A 15,122-nucleotide genomic window follows, 5' to 3' on the forward strand; every position below is an offset into this window, starting at 1 on the left:
GATGGAAGCTGCCGCGGGCATTTGCGGACCAATTATCTGGGCGTCAACCTGAACCGCGAATGGGCCGACCCATCGGCAGAACGCAGCCCCGAAGTGCTTGGCATCCGCAACGCGATGGATGAAAAAGGCGTGCATTGGGCCATGGATATTCATGGCGACGAGGCCATTCCTGCGGCCTTCATGGCTGGTTTTGAAGGCATCCCTTCGTGGACCGATAATCAGGGTGCTCGCTATAATGCTTTCATCAACCGTCTTTCGGCGCGCACCCCCGATTTCCAGACCGAGCTGGGTTATACCAAGGCTGGTCCCGGCAGGGCGAACCTGAGCATGTCCACCAACCAATTGGCCGAGCGGTTTGGACCCTCGCACAATTGCGTCTCTATGACGCTTGAAATGCCCTATAAAGACACCGTTGATGGCAACGACCCCGAACAAGGCTGGTCTCCCGAACGGTGCCGCTTGCTCGCCCGCGAATGCCTCGCGACACTAGCTGAGATGGCGTAAACTGCGAATATGCGGATTATCGAGGATGATTTAACGGGCGTTTCATGACCTTGGCGATTTAGCTAACTTGCGTTAGGGCGCGGTCAAACAAATTAGGAAACACGCATGCCCAAACTCATCCTCATCCGTCACGGACAATCGCAGTGGAACCTCGAAAACCGCTTCACGGGTTGGTGGGACGTGGACGTTACCGAAAAAGGCGCAGCCGAGGCATTGGCGGCAGGCTTGCTTATGAAGGAAAAAGGTATCGCGCCGGACGCTGCGTTTACCAGCGTACAAACGCGCGCGATCAAAACGCTTAACCTAGCGCTTGAGGCGATGGGACGCCTCTGGGTTCCGGTCACCAAGAACTGGCAATTGAATGAGCGGCATTATGGCGGGCTCACCGGGCTGGACAAGGCAGAGACGGCGGCGAAGCATGGTGACGATCAGGTGAAGATATGGCGCCGCAGCTTTGATATCCCGCCGCCGCCGCTTGATGCTGGATCGCCTTATGATCTATCTTCTGATCCGCGCTATGCGGGCATAGATATACCCGCTTCAGAAAGTTTGAAAGACACGATCAACCGCGTTTTGCCGTATTGGGACAGCGCGATAGTGCCGGAATTACAGGCTGGAAAAACCGTTTTGATTTCGGCGCACGGCAACAGCTTGCGCGCGCTGGTCAAGCATTTGTCGGGTATTTCGGATGCCGACATAAGCGGCCTCGAAATCCCTACGGGGCAACCCATCGTGTATGACTTGGACGACAATTTGAACGGCGACTATTACTATCTTTCCGAGCGCTAATTGCTCCCGGCCTCCGCACCTTAGCACTTTGGGGGCGAATGCGTCGTTGCTGGATTGCGCCTTTTGCGCCGCAAGGCTAAGGCCCTTGGTATCGAAGGTGTCGGGGGAGTGACAGATGACCGAAGCAGCGCCGCTTATTGGCATTATCATGGGAAGCCGTTCGGATTGGGAAACCATGCGTGAGGCTTCAGCGACACTGGCTACGCTCCAAATCCCACATGAATGCAAAGTGGTGTCTGCGCATCGCACGCCCGAACGCTTGTATGATTATGCAAAAGGCGCGGTTGGGCGTGGCTTGAAATGCATCATTGCTGGCGCAGGCGGCGCGGCACATTTGCCCGGCATGGCGTCATCCATGACGCGTCTGCCAGTGCTTGGCGTGCCCGTGCAGTCCAAGGCGCTGGACGGGATGGACAGCCTTTTGTCCATCGTCCAGATGCCCGCCGGAATTCCAGTGGGAACTTTGGCGATTGGCAAGGCGGGCGCAACAAACGCGGCCTTGCTGGCGGCGGCAATGTTGGCGAATGAGGATGCGGCGCTTGCCCAACGGCTTGATGCATGGCGCGCAGCACAAACGGCATCCGTCGCCGAAACGCCGGAATAAGTTTGCGTGATGGCTGCGTTACCCCCCGGCTCAACTATTGGAATATTAGGCGGCGGTCAGCTTGGCCGTATGCTTGCGGTCGCCGCTGCGCAATTGGGCTATCGCTGCCATATTTACGCCCCACCGGGCGATAATGTCGCGTGCGATGTGGGCGCCGCATATACTGTCGCCGAATATGATGATTTGGCCGCACTGAAGGCCTTTGCGCACGCGTGCGATGTTGTAACCTTCGAATTTGAAAATGTGCCCGTGCCGCCGCTTGAAACGATCACTGGCCTTGTTCCGGTTTACCCACCGCTCAAAGCATTGGAAGTCGCGCAGGATAGGGCTGCGGAAAAAAATTTCGTGCGCGCGCTTGGCGGTAAGACTGCTGAATTTGCTGTGGCGGAGGACGAAAGTGCATTGCCCGCGGCGATTGATACGGTTGGCCTGCCCTGCATCCTGAAAACCATCCGCTTTGGTTATGACGGCAAGGGACAGGCGCGGATCACGGCGCGGAGCGACATTGCCGGCGCGTGGGAACGAACGGGTGCCCAGCCCGTCATTGCCGAGGCGATGGTAGCGTTTGATGCGGAATACTCGGTGATATTGGTACGCGGCCAAGATGGCGAAATCCGTTTTTGGGACAGCCCGCGCAATCTGCATGTCGGTGGCATCCTTGCGACATCGACGCTGCCGTCGGGCACTTTGGTTGAAAGCCAGCAGCAAGACGCGCGCGCGCTGGCCGCAGCGGTCGCATCAGCGCTAGACTATGTCGGCGTGTTCACCGCCGAATTCTTTGCCGGCGCGCAAGGCCCAGTGTTCAACGAAATCGCACCCCGCGTGCACAATAGCGGGCATTGGACCATCGAAGGTGCGGCAACCAGTCAGTTTGAAAACCATATTCGCGCCATTTGCGGCTTGCCGCTTGGCGCGACGGACACGGTTGCTGAACGGGTGGAAATGGAAAACCTGATTGGCGACGATGGCGACCGATTTGAGCAGATTTTATCTGATCCTGCGGCAAGCCTGCATCTGTATGGCAAGGCCGAAGCGCGGCCGGGGCGAAAAATAGGCCACGTCACCCGCTTGTATCGGTAAGAAAAAGTCTGCAAGACGGGCGCATGAATCATCCCGAAACCGTTCTTGTCCTCGCCCGCGCCGTTAATGGGACAATCGGGAAGGACGGCGGCATGCCATGGCACATTCCCGCTGACCTACGCCATTTTAAGCAGGTCACCAAAGGACGGCCAATGATCATGGGCCGCAAGACCTTTGACAGCCTGCCTGGCTTGCTCGACGGACGTCGCCACATCGTGCTCACCCGCGACACGGCTTGGGAGGAAGAGGGCGCCGAGGTTGTCCATTCGGTTGAGGACGCGTTGAAGCGTGCCAATGGGCCGCATGTGTGCATCATCGGCGGCGCGGAAATTTACGAGTTGTTCTTGCCGCTTGCTGACCGCATCGAACTCACCGAAATCGATGCCAATCCCGAAGGCGATGCATCAGTGCCCGCCTTTGACATGTCCATATGGGAAGAAATCGAGCGCGTGGGACACGAAGCCGAAGGCGGCGCTCCGGCCTTCGATTTTGTAACGCTGGTGCGGCGGGAAGCTGCCTAAATATCAACGTGCAGGGGGGAATATGTGTAAAAGATTTTGGATTCCGGCGACATTGATTGCCGCTGCCGCTGTGGGATTCTTTGGGTTCCTGCCAGGCTATGTCGAAGGATCGATGAATCAGGTCGACGGCAAAGCGTTGATTGCGGTCAGTGACGAAGCCAAGGCTCTGCACAAGGCGTTGAACATCGTGGACCTGCACAGCGACACGTTGATGTGGGACCGCAACCTCAATGACCGAGCGTCACGCGGCCATGTGGATTTGCCGCGCTTGCAAGATGGCAATGTTGCGTTGCAGTTATTTTCGTCCGTTACAAAGACGCCAAAGAACCAGAATTATGACGGCAATGGCGCCGATAGCGACAACATCACCTTGCTCACCTTTGCGCAGTTGCAGCCTGTGAAGACATGGCATTCTTTGGCCGAACGGTCATTATATCATGCGGCGAAACGTGGTGATGCCGTTGCGGGTTCGAACGGCGCGTTGGCAGCGGTGGATTCAGCCGCCCAATTGGACCTATTGCTTGCCGCACGGCAAACAACTCTGCGTCCCGTCGGCGCGATGCTCACGATCGAAGGCCTCCAGAATTTGGAAGGTAAAGCGTCCAATCTTGACCGGCTGTATGATGCCGGCTTCCGTATGGCTGGGCTCACCCATTTCTTTGACAATGAACTGGCGGGTTCGATGCATGGCCTGAAAAAAGGCGGATTGACTCCCTTCGGCCGTGACATTGCTCGGCGAATGGAAGCAAAGGGTATGATCATCGACATCGCCCATTTGTCGCATACCGGTGTTGCCGAAGTGTTGGATATGGCCACGCGGCCGGTCGTATCCAGCCATGGCGGTGTGCAGGCGACGTGTAAGGTCAACCGCAACCTGACTGACGACGAAGTGCGCGGCGTCGCCAAAACCGGCGGTGTTATAGGCATTGGCTATTGGGATGGCGCAATCTGTTCAACCGACCCACGCGCGGCTGCCAAAGCGATGAAGCATGTCCGTGATCTTGTCGGCATTCAGCATGTGGCTTTGGGGTCGGACTATGACGGCGCAACCACAGTGCGTTTCGACACATCGCAATTAGTTCAAGTGACGCAAGCTTTGCTGGACGAAGGCTTCACAGCGCAAGAAATTCGGGCTGTCATGGGTGAAAATGCACTGCGCGTCATTCGTGCAGGGTTGGTTCCGATGCCAAAGGCTTCCGCAGCAAAATGACCATTCCGCGCCTTTCTGCCAAAGACCACATGCCTGACGCTTTGCGCGGCGGGGTCGTGGCCTTGGGCAATTTTGATGGCTTCCATTTGGGGCACCAAGCAGTGGCCGGTGAAGCCATAGCGCAGGCCAAGGCCGCTGGCCGCCCAGCCATTATTGCCACATTTGATCCGCATCCCGTGCGCTTCTTTGCGCCGCAATCACCTTGGTTCCGGCTGACAACACTTGATCAGCGGCAGCGCCTTTTCGAAGCTGCGGGCGCGGATGCGATGTTGGTGTTCGATTTTGATGCGGAACTTGCCGCGACCAGTGCAGACGATTTCATTGTCAAATTGCTGATCGAGCGGCTTGGGTTTTCGGCGGTGGTCACTGGCGAGGACTTTACTTTTGGCAAAGCGCGCGGCGGCAATATTGATGTGCTGCGCGAGATTGGCGCCACGCACGGGCTTTCCTCCACCGCGATGGGCCCTGTGGTCGATGACGCAGGTGTCATCTCGTCAAGCCGCGTTCGCACTGCGTTGCAAGATGGCAACTGCGCAACCGCGACCGCATTGCTCACGCGGCCTTTCGCCGTTGAAGGCGTTGTCCAACATGGCGACAAAAACGGCCGACTCTTGGGCTTTCCTACGGCCAATATCGACATGGGCCATTATCTACGCCCGCGTTACGGCATTTATGCGGTGAAGGGGCGGTTGCCCGACGGCCGCGTGTTGAACGGCGCGGCAAACCTTGGCATCCGCCCGACCTTTGACCCGCCCAAGGAATTGCTTGAGCCACATTTTTTCGATTTTGCCGAAGACCTTTACGAACAGAATATCGAGATTGAGTTCCACGCCTTCATTCGCGGCGAGGCCAAGTTTGATAGCCTAGACGCGCTGATGGCGCAGATGGCGAAGGATTGTGACGAGGCGCGCGACATTTTGGCGTGATTTTTAATTAGACAGTGCGAACCAACTCTACTTCGCCAATTTTGCGCTCAAATAGTTGTCTAAAGCGCCAACCTCCCCTAAGCACCCGCACGATATGACCGAACCTGCTGACACACCTAAACAAGACTATCGCGATAGCGTGTTCTTGCCCAAAACCGAATTTCCGATGAAGGCTGGCCTTCCGCAGAAGGAGCCGGGTATTTTAGCGCGCTGGCAGGCGGCAGATTTCTACACGGAGCTGCGCAATCGCCGCCGTGGGCGGGGAAAGTTCATCCTGCATGATGGCCCGCCTTATGCGAATGGCGACATGCATATCGGCCATGCGCTGAACCATATCCTGAAGGACATGGTCGTCCGCACGCAGACATTGTTGGGCAAAGACGCGCCTTATGTGCCCGGCTGGGATTGCCACGGCCTGCCCATCGAATGGAAGGTTGAGGAGCAATATCGCAAGAAAAAGCTGAACAAGGACGAGGTGCCCGCCGTTGAATTTCGCGCCGAATGCCGTGCTTATGCCCAGAATTGGGTCGATACGCAGCGCGAGCAGCTCAAGCGGCTGGGCATCAATGGCGATTGGGACAATCCCTATCTGACCATGGATTTTCAGGCCGAGGCAACGATTGTTGCCGAGCTGCTGAAATTCGCCGAAAGCGGCCAGCTCTATCGCGGTGCAAAGCCAGTGATGTGGTCGCCCGTCGAAAAGACCGCTTTGGCCGAAGCTGAGGTGGAATATGAAGATATCGTCTCGACGCAGATCGACGTGGCGTTTGAGATTGTGGAATCGCCGATTGCGGAATTGGTGGGCGCGCATGCGGTGATCTGGACAACGACGCCTTGGACGATTCCGGTTAATCAGGCGATCGCTTATGGTCCGGATGTTGAGTATATTGTTTTCGGTTTAGGTGATCGCCGTGTTTTGGTCGCTGAAAAACTCTTTCAGGACTTTTCGTTACGTGCCAGCTATCTGAAGATCGATGGTGTAATTCAGGACCAGATCCCACCACCGGAACTCAGCAAGACATTTCGTAGATATAAGGGCTCCGAACTAGCCGGAACCATGGTCCAGCACCCGATGCACCATCTCGGCGGCTTCTTTGCCAAGCCGCGTCCGATGCTCGCGGGTGATTTCGTCACCACCGACAGCGGCACTGGCCTCGTCCATATGTCGCCTGACCATGGTGAAGATGATTTTGACTTGTGCAAGGCAAACGGAGTCGATCCGGTCTTCGCAGTCGAAGGCGACGGCAAATATCGCGCCGACTGGTTGTGGCTGGGCGGTGAAGGCAGCGTCATCAATCCCAAGTTCAACGCGCCTGACGGCCCCATCTGCACCGCTTTACGCGAAAGCGGCGGGTTGTTCGCGGCGTCAGCGGATTACAAGCATAGCTATCCGCACAGCTGGCGGTCGAAGGCGAAGGTAATCTATCGCTGCACCCCGCAATGGTTCGTGCCGATGGATAAAGCGACTGTTGGCGCCACACTGCGCGAAAAGGCGATGACCGCGATTTCGGATACCCGCTTCATCCCCGAAAAGGGCCGCAACCGCCTGTCGTCGATGGTCGAAGGCCGCCCCGATTGGGTGCTGTCCCGTCAACGCGCGTGGGGCGTGCCGATCACCTTATTTGTGAAAAAGGGAACCAACCAGTATCTCGACGACGCGGCCGTGAACGCGCGCATCATTGCGGGCGTGCGTGCACAGGGTGTCGATGGCTGGTCCGAGGAACGGGCGCAGGAATTTCTTGGGCCCGACTATGCACTCGCAGATTATGAGCGCGTAACCGACATTCTTGATGTCTGGTTCGATTCGGGCTGCACGCATGCCTTTGTCCTTGAAAGCGGACGTTGGCCTGATCTGCAATGGCCTGCGGACTTGTATTTAGAAGGCAGCGACCAGCATCGCGGCTGGTTTCAGTCTTCCTTACTGCAAAGCTGCGGCACGCGGGGCCGCGCGCCTTATGACGCGGTGCTGACCCACGGGTTTACGATGGACCAAAAGGGCATGAAAATGTCCAAGTCATTGGGCAACACGATCAACCCGTTGGACCTGATGCGTGACAGTGGTGCGGATATCTTACGCCTTTGGGCGCTGACGGTCGACTTCACTGAGGACCACCGCATCGGCAAAGAGATTTTGCAAGGCGTGTCCGACCAGTATCGCAAATTGCGCAATACCTTCCGCTATCTGCTTGGTGCGCTCGATGGCTTCTCCGACGCCGAAAAGGCCGTGGTTGCCGATATGCCTGAGCTTGAGCGTTATATGCTCCATCTGCTCGCCGACATGAACGTGAAGCTGCGGCAAGCGGTCGACGATTTTGACTTTAACAATTATGTCCGCTTGCTGACCGATTTCGCGAACGAAGATCTGTCGGCCTTCTTCTTCGATATCCGCAAGGACAGCCTCTATTGCGATGCGGCCACTGATCCCAAGCGCATGGCCTACCGCACGGTGTTGGACATATTGTTCCATGCGCTCGTTCGTTACGCCGCGCCCGTGTTGGTGTTTACCAGCGAAGAAGTTTGGCAGACGCGGTTTCCGGATGCGGACAGCGTCCATTTCTCGGATTGGCCGGAGGTTGAAGCGGGTTGGATTGATACAAAATTGGCCGAAAATTGGGGTAGCATCAGGGGAGCCCGTATGCTGGCAAACGAACTGATCGAACCTATGCGACGCAACAAGGAAATTGGCTCAAGTCTGGAAGTTGAATATAGCTATCCGGGTGATGCCGGCGAAATCGACCTCGCCGAATTATTTATCGTGTCTACTGTGCATCTTGGCAGAGAGGCAGGCGCAGTTAAAACCGCTAACCACAAATGCGGCCGCTGCTGGCGGCATTTGCCTGAGGTTGTTGATGACGGCGCTTTGTGCGGACGTTGTGCGGATGTTGTTGGTGGGTAAGGCTCATCAAATCCTCCCCATGTATGAGGAGGTGGCAACCCGCAGGGTTGACGGAGGGGGCTGGCGGCTTACACGCGCGGGAATGTGCGTATTTACATCCCCCTCCCCCACGCTTCGCGTGGTCCCCATCCCCGTAAACTGGGAGGATTAAGCATGAATTCCAACTCCAAATTCCGCCTGCAGGGCCTCATGCTCGCAAGCCTTGTGTTCATTGCGGACCAGATCGTGAAATATGCGATGCTTGGGCCGTTGCAACTTCAAAGCCGCGGCGTCATTCACATCATATCGTTCTTTGACTTTCGCTATGCTGAAAACCGCGGCGTTTCGATGAGCTTTTTAACCGCAGACAGTGACGGCGAACGATGGGCGCTGGTGGCATTGACTAGCGTGATTGCGGTCGGTGTTGGCGTTTGGATGTGGCGCGAAAAAATGCGTGGTGATGTGCTTGCCTTGTCGCTGGTGCTGGGCGGCGCGTTCGGGAATATCGCCGACCGCTTGCGTTATGGCTATGTCGTAGACTATGCCGACCTGCACTTTGGCGCTTTCCGACCCTTTTACATTTTTAACCTGGCCGATGCCTGCATCAGCATCGGCGTGATGATATTGCTTGCCCGCGCCTTTCTGATAAGCGACAAGACGTCGGACCGCGGGTCTGTTGTTCAGGAACCCGCAAGCAGCGCCGACATAGTGGAGAAGTCATGAAGCGGATACTTATCTCAGCGGCGGCGTCAGTTGCTATTCTCACGCTTTCTGGCTGCGGAACAACAAGCGTTTATGAACGCGATCGCCCCGATGAATTTGCCGTTACACGGTCAGAGCCACTTCAGGTTCCTGCTGCGTTTAACTTGCCCGCGCCGACACCCAACGCCCCGCGTCCGCAGGCTGGCGATACAAAACAGCAAGTTTTGGACGCAATGTTTGGCGGTAATGTGCCTACGTCACGTCCGCAATCCGGCCAGTAAATGGATATGCTTATGAATAAGAAATCTTTGCTTCTTGCCGCTGCAACGCTCGCACTTCCGATGCTTGCCGGCTGCGCATCGGTTGGCAATATGCTTGGTGGCAACAAAACTGCTGCGCCTATTGCAGGCCGCGCTGCACCGCTGGTGGTTCCGCCGGACTTCGCGCTTGAGCCGACCGCAGCAACTATGACGCGTTCAACCGACGCAAGTCAGGAACAAACGTTAGAGGCTCTATTTGGCGGCATAGCAACGCGCTCAGCGGCTGAACGTTCGATTTCGACGAGCTCTGGAACTGCCGAAGCCGGCATCCGATCATCTGTCGGTGACCCGCAAACCATTACGGTGAACAAGGGCAGCATTACCCGCGACATTATCGCTGCGCCTGAAGGTGACGGCCAGACCGCTCAGGCGATCATTCCAAACTAACGCATTGAGCGCAAAGCGTCGTCAGGCGCGCACGCTCGCTTCCTCCACGCCCGCGCTATTGTGGCGTAGGGCTTTCAGCACAGTTTCGACAATCTGTGGCGCGTTCAGGCCGGCTTGGTCATATTGCTTCTGCGGCGCATCATGCTCCTGAAACATGTCAGGCAGGCGCATCGTGCGGATCTTTAGGCCCGTATCCATCAGCCCTGCGTCGCTGGCCAGCGTGAGCACATGTGCGCCGAGGCCGCCGACAGAGGCCTCTTCGACGGTCACGATTACTTCATGTGTAGCAATCAGGTGGCGGATCATTTTTTCATCAAGTGGCTTGGCAAAACGCAAGTCGGCAACGGTGGTGCTAAGGCCCTTAGCATCTAGTGTATCCGCCGCCTTCATCGCTTCGGCCAAACGTGTGCCGAGCGAGAGTATCGCGACTTTTTTCCCTTCGCGCATGATCCGGCCTTTGCCTATTTCCAGCTGCTCGGGTACTTCGGGCAGCGCAACACCGGTCCCGTTTCCGCGTGGATAGCGGAAAGCGATTGGCCCGCTGTCATGCAGGACGGCAGTGTAAGTCATGTGCACCAACTCCGCCTCATCCGCCGGCGACATCACGACCATATTCGGCAAAGTCGCCAAATAGGTGATGTCGAACGATCCGGCGTGTGTGCTGCCATCGGCGCCAACCAAGCCAGCGCGGTCAATGGCGAAGCGCACGGGCAGATTCTGGATAGCTACATCGTGCACGACTTGGTCATAGGCACGTTGCAGGAAGGTGGAATAGATCGCGCAGAATGGACGCATTCCCTGCGCGGCAAGGCCTGCGGCAAAGGTCACCGCATGCTGTTCGGCGATACCCACATCAAACGAGCGTTCGGGGTGTGCTGCGGAGAATTTGTCGACGCCGGTGCCGCCGGGCATAGCCGCGGTGATGGCGCAAATTTTCGGGTCCGTTTCCGCAAGCTTTGCGAGCGTTGCGCCAAAGACATTCTGATATGAAGGTGGACCGCCGCCGGGGCCCTTTTCTTGCTTGCCCGTAATGACGTCGAATTTCACAACGCCATGATATTTGTCGTCCGCGGCTTCTGCAGGGGCGTAGCCCTTACCCTTTTGCGTAACGACATGGATCAGCACTGGGCCTTCGGCATTGTCGCGGACATTTTCGAGGACTGGAATAAGCTGGTCGAGATTATGGCCATCGATTGGGCCAACATAATAAAAGCCAAGCTCTTCGAACAAAGTGCCGCCCATGGCCATGCCGCGGGCAAATTCCTCAGCCTTTGATGCAGCGGTGTAAATCCGGCGCGACAGTCTTTTTGCGAGCTTACTGGCAAGGCTGCGCAGGCCGAGATACTCGCTGGAGGATACCAGCCGCGACAAATATGCTGACAAGCCACCCACTGGCGGGGCAATCGACATATCATTGTCGTTCAGAATTACGATAAGACGGTTGCCCGCGGCTTGGGCGTTGTTCATCGCCTCATAGGCCATGCCGGCGGACATCGCACCGTCACCGATGACTGCAATCGCCTTGCCGGGCTTTCCAGCAATTTTATTAGCTACGGCAAAACCCAATGCCGCAGAGATCGACGTAGAGCTGTGGGCGGCGCCGAATGGATCATATTCGCTCTCGCTGCGCTTGGTGAAGCCAGATAGGCCGCCGCCGGTGCGCAATGTGCGAATACGGTCGCGCCTACCCGTGAGGATCTTGTGTGGATAGCACTGATGGCCGACATCCCAAATCAGCCGATCATCAGGCGTATTAAAGACATAATGGACTGCGGTCGTAAGTTCGACAACGCCAAGGCCTGCACCCAAATGCCCGCCGGTGACGGAAACTGCAGAGATAGTTTCGGCACGCAGTTCATCGGCCAACTGGCGCAGCTGCGACGCGGCAAGATTACGAAGGTCCGAGGGCACTTTAACCGTATCGAGTAACGGCGTGTCAGGGGAATATGTCATAGAAATAGCTTAGCGGCGTTTTATCAGACTGTCGAACGGGTAATTACCGCGCGTTCATCCGCAATCTGCACAAATCCCGCGCACTTCGATGACGGGGCGCACCTCTGCGAACCCTGCCCGTTCTGCCGCAGTGCGCACATGCATCGTCAACGTGTCGTCATCAATATGAGTGGCGGTGCCGCAACTGTCGCAGATCAGGAAAATGCAGTCGTGCAGGCATCCGGGGTGCGAATTGGCGATATAGGCATTTGCGCTTTCGACCCGGCGGGCAAGGTTCGTCGCCACAAACAGGTCCAATATGCGGTAGACGCTGTTGGGCGCAACGCGTTTCCCGCGCCGTTGTGATACAAGATCAGCGATGTCATAGGCAGAAGCCGGTTTTTCAAATGTCGCGAGTACGGCAAATATATCCGACCGCATGTCAGTCCATTGTTCGCCTGCCGCAACCAGTGCGCTCTGTGCGGCATGTGCAAGCGATGCGCCTTCATGTTCGCGGTGATGATGTACTGCCATATCGCCCATGTAAGCTGTGGCACGGGACTGGTCAATTAGCGGTAGGCTGCGATTGGCTGAAACTTAGGTTTTGGCCCGATGGTTAAGCAAATGGCTCAGGCCAAGTAACATGACGCCGACAACCGTGAACGCAATCTCTACGCCGCCATGGGGTAGCGTCAGCGCACCGCCCATCATGCCGATGCCAAGCGCGCCAACCGTTGCGGGCAGGAATAGTCCGTGATCCTGAAAGCCCTTACCCAGTGCCAGCATCCCAAGAATGATGGCCAGCAACAGCCCAACTTCATGGATAATCGGGTTCAGAAAAAAGCCACTGGCGGACGCGAGAACCGCGAGCAATATCGTAGTTACGATGCAATGGATCAGGCACAGTCCAGCAATGCTGAGGCCAAGCCCGTCCCATCGCCATTTATTCCACACGCGTGCCATTCCGAAACCCCTAAAGCGATTCGTTGCACGTTACAACATCACATCGCTAAATTTGCAGTTAGGATAGCAGTTTTTGCAACCTCCGACGCTTGCCATTGGCATTAATCCGGCGCACATCCCCACACATGAATAACACACGCAACTCTGCCTCTCCAGCCGTCGAAACTGCGATGTCACGGCCCACCGCGCTGATAACATGGCTCATGTGTGCCGCGGGCCTTGTCTTTGCTATGGTGGTGGTGGGCGGCATTACGCGGCTGACCGAGTCGGGGCTATCCATTACCGAATGGAAGCCAATCACCGGCGCTTTGCCGCCGCTGAACGAGGCAAGCTGGCTGTCAGAATTCGAAAAGTATAAGCAAATACCAGAATATACGCAGATCAACGGCCCAGCGGGCATGACGCTCGCGGAATTTAAATTCATCTATTTCTGGGAATGGATCCACCGCCTGCTTGGCCGCGTCATTGGTTTGGCCTTCGCATTGCCGCTCGCATGGTTTTGGGTAAAGAAAGCCATCCCGGCAGGATATAAGCCCCGTCTGCTGGCGCTTTTGGCGCTTGGTGCGCTTCAGGGTACCATTGGTTGGTGGATGGTATCATCTGGCCTTTCTGCGCGGACAGATGTTAGCCACTACAGGCTCGCAGTCCACTTGCTAACGGCGTTGACGATCCTAGGCGGCTTGGTGTGGACTGCGCTCGATTTGCACGCGCTTGCGAAGGACCCGTTGGCACGGCCAGTGAAGATGACTGGCTATGCAGCTATTGTGCTCACCATTCTGTTTATACAGTTATTGATCGGGGCCTGGGTCGCAGGATTGAATGCTGGTTATGTTGCCAACACTTGGCCGCTGATGAACGACAGATTCTATCCCGAGGGTGTCGACGCCACACAAGGCGTATTCTTTGCCCTCGTCAACGACCCATATCTGACGCATTTCGTCCATCGCTGGTGGGCGTGGGTCGCGGTGGCTGCACTCTTATTATTAGCGCGCCGTGTTAAAAAAGCGGGCGTGCGCGGAGCGTCGGTAGCTATCCATAGCACTTATGGTATCCAAATCATCTTGGGCATTGCCACAGTTATGACCGGCGTCAACATTGTCTTGGCGGTATCGCATCAGGCTGTCGGTGCTTTGGTGGTAGCGTCGGCCGTATGGGGGGCACATGTTCTGGGACGCAAGGCGGTTTAGCGCTAGAGGTATTATTATACCCGCCGTAAAACAGGCGCTTTTGCTTGACTGTTAGAGCTTTCATCGCCATTGGCTCCGCTTCGCTTGCGGTTTCTTCATGATTCTGCGCTTCTACAAAATTTCGAAAGGTGCGATTAGCGATGAAAACGCTATCCAGAGTTACGAAATCGATCCGTCCACAGGACGTCGAAAAATCGTGGATCCTCATTGACGCAGAAGATTTGGTTGTTGGCCGTGTTGCCAGCCTCATCGCCAATATCCTGCGCGGTAAGACGAAGCCAAGCTACACGCCGCACGTTGATTGCGGTGACCATGTTATTGTCATCAATGCTGACAAGGTGAAGTTCACTGGCAAGAAACTGACCGACAAGGTCTATTATCGGCACACCGGCTACATCGGCGGCATCAAGGGTATCACCGCTGGCAAGGTGCTGGACGGCAAGTTCCCTGAGCGCGTCCTTGAAAAGGCCGTAGAGCGCATGGTACCACGCGGTCCTCTGGGCCGTGCGCAAATGCGTGCGCTGCATCTGTATAATGGCGCCGAGCATCCACATGCCGGTCAACAGCCAACGACGCTCGACGTCGCTTCCATGAACCGCAAGAACAAGGTGGGTGCATAATGTCCGACACTGCAACTTCGCTCGCTGATCTCGAAACACTGGGCGCCGACGTTCAGGCGCCTGCGCAGATCGCTGCTGTCATCCGTGAACAGGAAATTGACGCGCAAGGCCGCGCTTATGCAACTGGCCGCCGTAAGGACGCCGTTGCCCGCGTATGGCTAAAGCCTGGCACAGGTAAAATCGTCGTCAATGGCCGCGACCAGGAAGTGTATTTTGCACGTCCTTCGCTGCGCCTCGTCATCAACCAGCCGTTTGGTGTAACCGAGCGCACGGGCCAGTATGACGTCATCGCAACCGTTAAGGGCGGTGGTCTTTCCGGCCAAGCTGGCGCGGTCAAGCATGGCATCGCACAGGCATTGTCGAAATTCGAACCGTTGCTGCGCAGTGCAGTGAAGGCCGAAGGCTTCCTGACACGCGACAGCCGCGTTGTTGAGCGTAAGAAATATGGCAAGGCCAAGGCGCGTAAGAGCTTCCAGTTCTCGAAGCGGTAAACCGAACATTC

16 protein-coding genes and 1 pseudogene are annotated in these 15,122 nt (G+C 56.6%); 14 read left to right on the forward strand and 3 right to left on the reverse strand.

Annotation, left to right across the window (positions count from 1 at the left end; all coding sequences use genetic code 11):
* The 11 genes and pseudogenes from QE270_RS10395 to QE270_RS10445 form a co-directional block, all read left to right on the forward strand.
* Positions 1-504, forward strand: a pseudogene (locus tag QE270_RS10395) (hypothetical protein); the annotation flags it as partial.
* Between the two features lie 105 nt (positions 505-609).
* Entirely contained in the window at positions 610-1,293 is a 684-nt protein-coding gene (gpmA, locus tag QE270_RS10400) for a 2,3-diphosphoglycerate-dependent phosphoglycerate mutase (RefSeq protein ID WP_300039088.1), read from the forward strand.
* A 115-nt stretch (positions 1,294-1,408) separates the two neighbouring features.
* On the forward strand, positions 1,409-1,897 hold the full coding sequence (purE, locus tag QE270_RS10405; RefSeq protein WP_300039090.1) for a 5-(carboxyamino)imidazole ribonucleotide mutase: 489 nt from the start codon (positions 1,409-1,411) through the stop codon (positions 1,895-1,897).
* Positions 1,898-1,906: 9 nt separating this feature from the next.
* On the forward strand, positions 1,907-2,977 hold the full coding sequence (locus QE270_RS10410) for a 5-(carboxyamino)imidazole ribonucleotide synthase (protein WP_300039093.1): 1,071 nt from the start codon (positions 1,907-1,909) through the stop codon (positions 2,975-2,977).
* Between the two features lie 23 nt (positions 2,978-3,000).
* Positions 3,001-3,498 carry a dihydrofolate reductase gene (locus tag QE270_RS10415; RefSeq protein WP_300039096.1) on the forward strand — a complete coding sequence of 166 codons (498 nt, stop codon included), beginning with the start codon at positions 3,001-3,003 and terminating at the stop codon, positions 3,496-3,498.
* A gap of 22 nt (positions 3,499-3,520) precedes the next feature.
* The gene (locus tag QE270_RS10420) at positions 3,521-4,708 is read left to right on the forward strand and encodes a dipeptidase (protein WP_300039099.1); all 1,188 of its coding nucleotides are present in this window, start codon (positions 3,521-3,523) and stop codon (positions 4,706-4,708) included.
* A complete protein-coding gene (locus QE270_RS10425; RefSeq protein WP_300039101.1) occupies positions 4,705-5,634 on the forward strand; it encodes a bifunctional riboflavin kinase/FAD synthetase in 930 nt (309 codons plus the stop codon). The genes QE270_RS10420 and QE270_RS10425 overlap by 4 nt, the downstream gene beginning before the upstream one ends.
* 94 nt (positions 5,635-5,728) lie before the next feature.
* Positions 5,729-8,530 (forward strand): isoleucine--tRNA ligase, encoded by a 2,802-nt coding sequence (gene ileS, locus QE270_RS10430; protein WP_300039104.1) that lies wholly within the window; start codon positions 5,729-5,731, stop codon positions 8,528-8,530.
* Positions 8,531-8,719: 189 nt separating this feature from the next.
* Positions 8,720-9,232 (forward strand): signal peptidase II, encoded by a 513-nt coding sequence (lspA, locus tag QE270_RS10435; protein ID WP_300039130.1) that lies wholly within the window; start codon positions 8,720-8,722, stop codon positions 9,230-9,232.
* Positions 9,229-9,492, forward strand: coding sequence for a DUF3035 domain-containing protein (locus tag QE270_RS10440; RefSeq protein ID WP_300039107.1), 264 nt, complete (start codon positions 9,229-9,231; stop codon positions 9,490-9,492). Before lspA ends, QE270_RS10440 begins: the two co-directional genes overlap by 4 nt.
* A 12-nt stretch (positions 9,493-9,504) precedes the next feature.
* Positions 9,505-9,918 (forward strand): DUF3035 domain-containing protein, encoded by a 414-nt coding sequence (locus tag QE270_RS10445; RefSeq protein ID WP_300039110.1) that lies wholly within the window; start codon positions 9,505-9,507, stop codon positions 9,916-9,918.
* A 21-nt stretch (positions 9,919-9,939) separates the two neighbouring features.
* On the opposite strand, the gene dxs is transcribed toward QE270_RS10445, so the two are convergent.
* The 3 genes from dxs to QE270_RS10460 all read right to left on the reverse strand — a co-directional run bounded on the left by dxs (position 9,940) and on the right by QE270_RS10460 (position 12,813).
* Positions 9,940-11,871 (reverse strand): 1-deoxy-D-xylulose-5-phosphate synthase, encoded by a 1,932-nt coding sequence (dxs, locus tag QE270_RS10450; protein WP_300039113.1) that lies wholly within the window; start codon positions 11,869-11,871, stop codon positions 9,940-9,942.
* 54 nt (positions 11,872-11,925) lie between these two features.
* Positions 11,926-12,384: a transcriptional repressor gene (locus QE270_RS10455; protein WP_300039116.1), complete on the reverse strand. Its 459-nt coding sequence runs from the start codon at positions 12,382-12,384 to the stop codon at positions 11,926-11,928.
* 63 nt (positions 12,385-12,447) lie between these two features.
* A complete protein-coding gene (locus QE270_RS10460) occupies positions 12,448-12,813 on the reverse strand; it encodes a MerC domain-containing protein (RefSeq protein WP_300039118.1) in 366 nt (121 codons plus the stop codon).
* A gap of 125 nt (positions 12,814-12,938) precedes the next feature.
* Between QE270_RS10460 and QE270_RS10465 the strand changes: the two genes are divergently transcribed.
* The 3 genes from QE270_RS10465 to rpsI all read left to right on the forward strand — a co-directional run bounded on the left by QE270_RS10465 (position 12,939) and on the right by rpsI (position 15,111).
* Complete coding sequence (locus QE270_RS10465) at positions 12,939-14,000, forward strand: COX15/CtaA family protein (RefSeq protein WP_300039121.1); 1,062 nt, start codon at positions 12,939-12,941, stop codon at positions 13,998-14,000.
* Between the two features lie 140 nt (positions 14,001-14,140).
* On the forward strand, positions 14,141-14,620 hold the full coding sequence (gene rplM, locus QE270_RS10470; protein ID WP_300039124.1) for a 50S ribosomal protein L13: 480 nt from the start codon (positions 14,141-14,143) through the stop codon (positions 14,618-14,620).
* Positions 14,620-15,111 carry a 30S ribosomal protein S9 gene (rpsI, locus tag QE270_RS10475; protein WP_300039127.1) on the forward strand — a complete coding sequence of 164 codons (492 nt, stop codon included), beginning with the start codon at positions 14,620-14,622 and terminating at the stop codon, positions 15,109-15,111. The genes rplM and rpsI overlap by 1 nt, the downstream gene beginning before the upstream one ends.
* The last annotated feature ends 11 nt before the right edge of the window (positions 15,112-15,122 follow it).

This window comes from Sphingorhabdus sp. (assembly GCF_029865925.1).
In the GTDB taxonomy this organism is placed as follows: domain Bacteria; phylum Pseudomonadota; class Alphaproteobacteria; order Sphingomonadales; family Sphingomonadaceae; genus Sphingorhabdus_B.

Excerpts from the sequence above, each read along its gene's own strand:
- QE270_RS10425 (WP_300039101.1), top strand. The coding sequence starts at position 4,705 with ATGACCATTCCGCGCCTTTCTGCCAAAGACCACATGCCTGACGCTTTG.
- rplM (WP_300039124.1), top strand. The coding sequence starts at position 14,141 with ATGAAAACGCTATCCAGAGTTACGAAATCGATCCGTCCACAGGACGTC.
- QE270_RS10455 (WP_300039116.1), bottom strand. The coding sequence starts at position 12,384 with ATGGCAGTACATCATCACCGCGAACATGAAGGCGCATCGCTTGCACAT.
- QE270_RS10465 (WP_300039121.1), top strand. The coding sequence starts at position 12,939 with ATGAATAACACACGCAACTCTGCCTCTCCAGCCGTCGAAACTGCGATG.
- QE270_RS10410 (WP_300039093.1), top strand. The coding sequence starts at position 1,907 with ATGGCTGCGTTACCCCCCGGCTCAACTATTGGAATATTAGGCGGCGGT.
- lspA (WP_300039130.1), top strand. The coding sequence starts at position 8,720 with ATGCTCGCAAGCCTTGTGTTCATTGCGGACCAGATCGTGAAATATGCG.
- QE270_RS10440 (WP_300039107.1), top strand. The coding sequence starts at position 9,229 with ATGAAGCGGATACTTATCTCAGCGGCGGCGTCAGTTGCTATTCTCACG.
- gpmA (WP_300039088.1), top strand. The coding sequence starts at position 610 with ATGCCCAAACTCATCCTCATCCGTCACGGACAATCGCAGTGGAACCTC.
- QE270_RS10460 (WP_300039118.1), bottom strand. The coding sequence starts at position 12,813 with ATGGCACGCGTGTGGAATAAATGGCGATGGGACGGGCTTGGCCTCAGC.
- QE270_RS10415 (WP_300039096.1), top strand. The coding sequence starts at position 3,001 with ATGAATCATCCCGAAACCGTTCTTGTCCTCGCCCGCGCCGTTAATGGG.
- ileS (WP_300039104.1), top strand. The coding sequence starts at position 5,729 with ATGACCGAACCTGCTGACACACCTAAACAAGACTATCGCGATAGCGTG.
- purE (WP_300039090.1), top strand. The coding sequence starts at position 1,409 with ATGACCGAAGCAGCGCCGCTTATTGGCATTATCATGGGAAGCCGTTCG.
- QE270_RS10420 (WP_300039099.1), top strand. The coding sequence starts at position 3,521 with ATGTGTAAAAGATTTTGGATTCCGGCGACATTGATTGCCGCTGCCGCT.
- QE270_RS10445 (WP_300039110.1), top strand. The coding sequence starts at position 9,505 with ATGAATAAGAAATCTTTGCTTCTTGCCGCTGCAACGCTCGCACTTCCG.
- dxs (WP_300039113.1), bottom strand. The coding sequence starts at position 11,871 with ATGACATATTCCCCTGACACGCCGTTACTCGATACGGTTAAAGTGCCC.
- rpsI (WP_300039127.1), top strand. The coding sequence starts at position 14,620 with ATGTCCGACACTGCAACTTCGCTCGCTGATCTCGAAACACTGGGCGCC.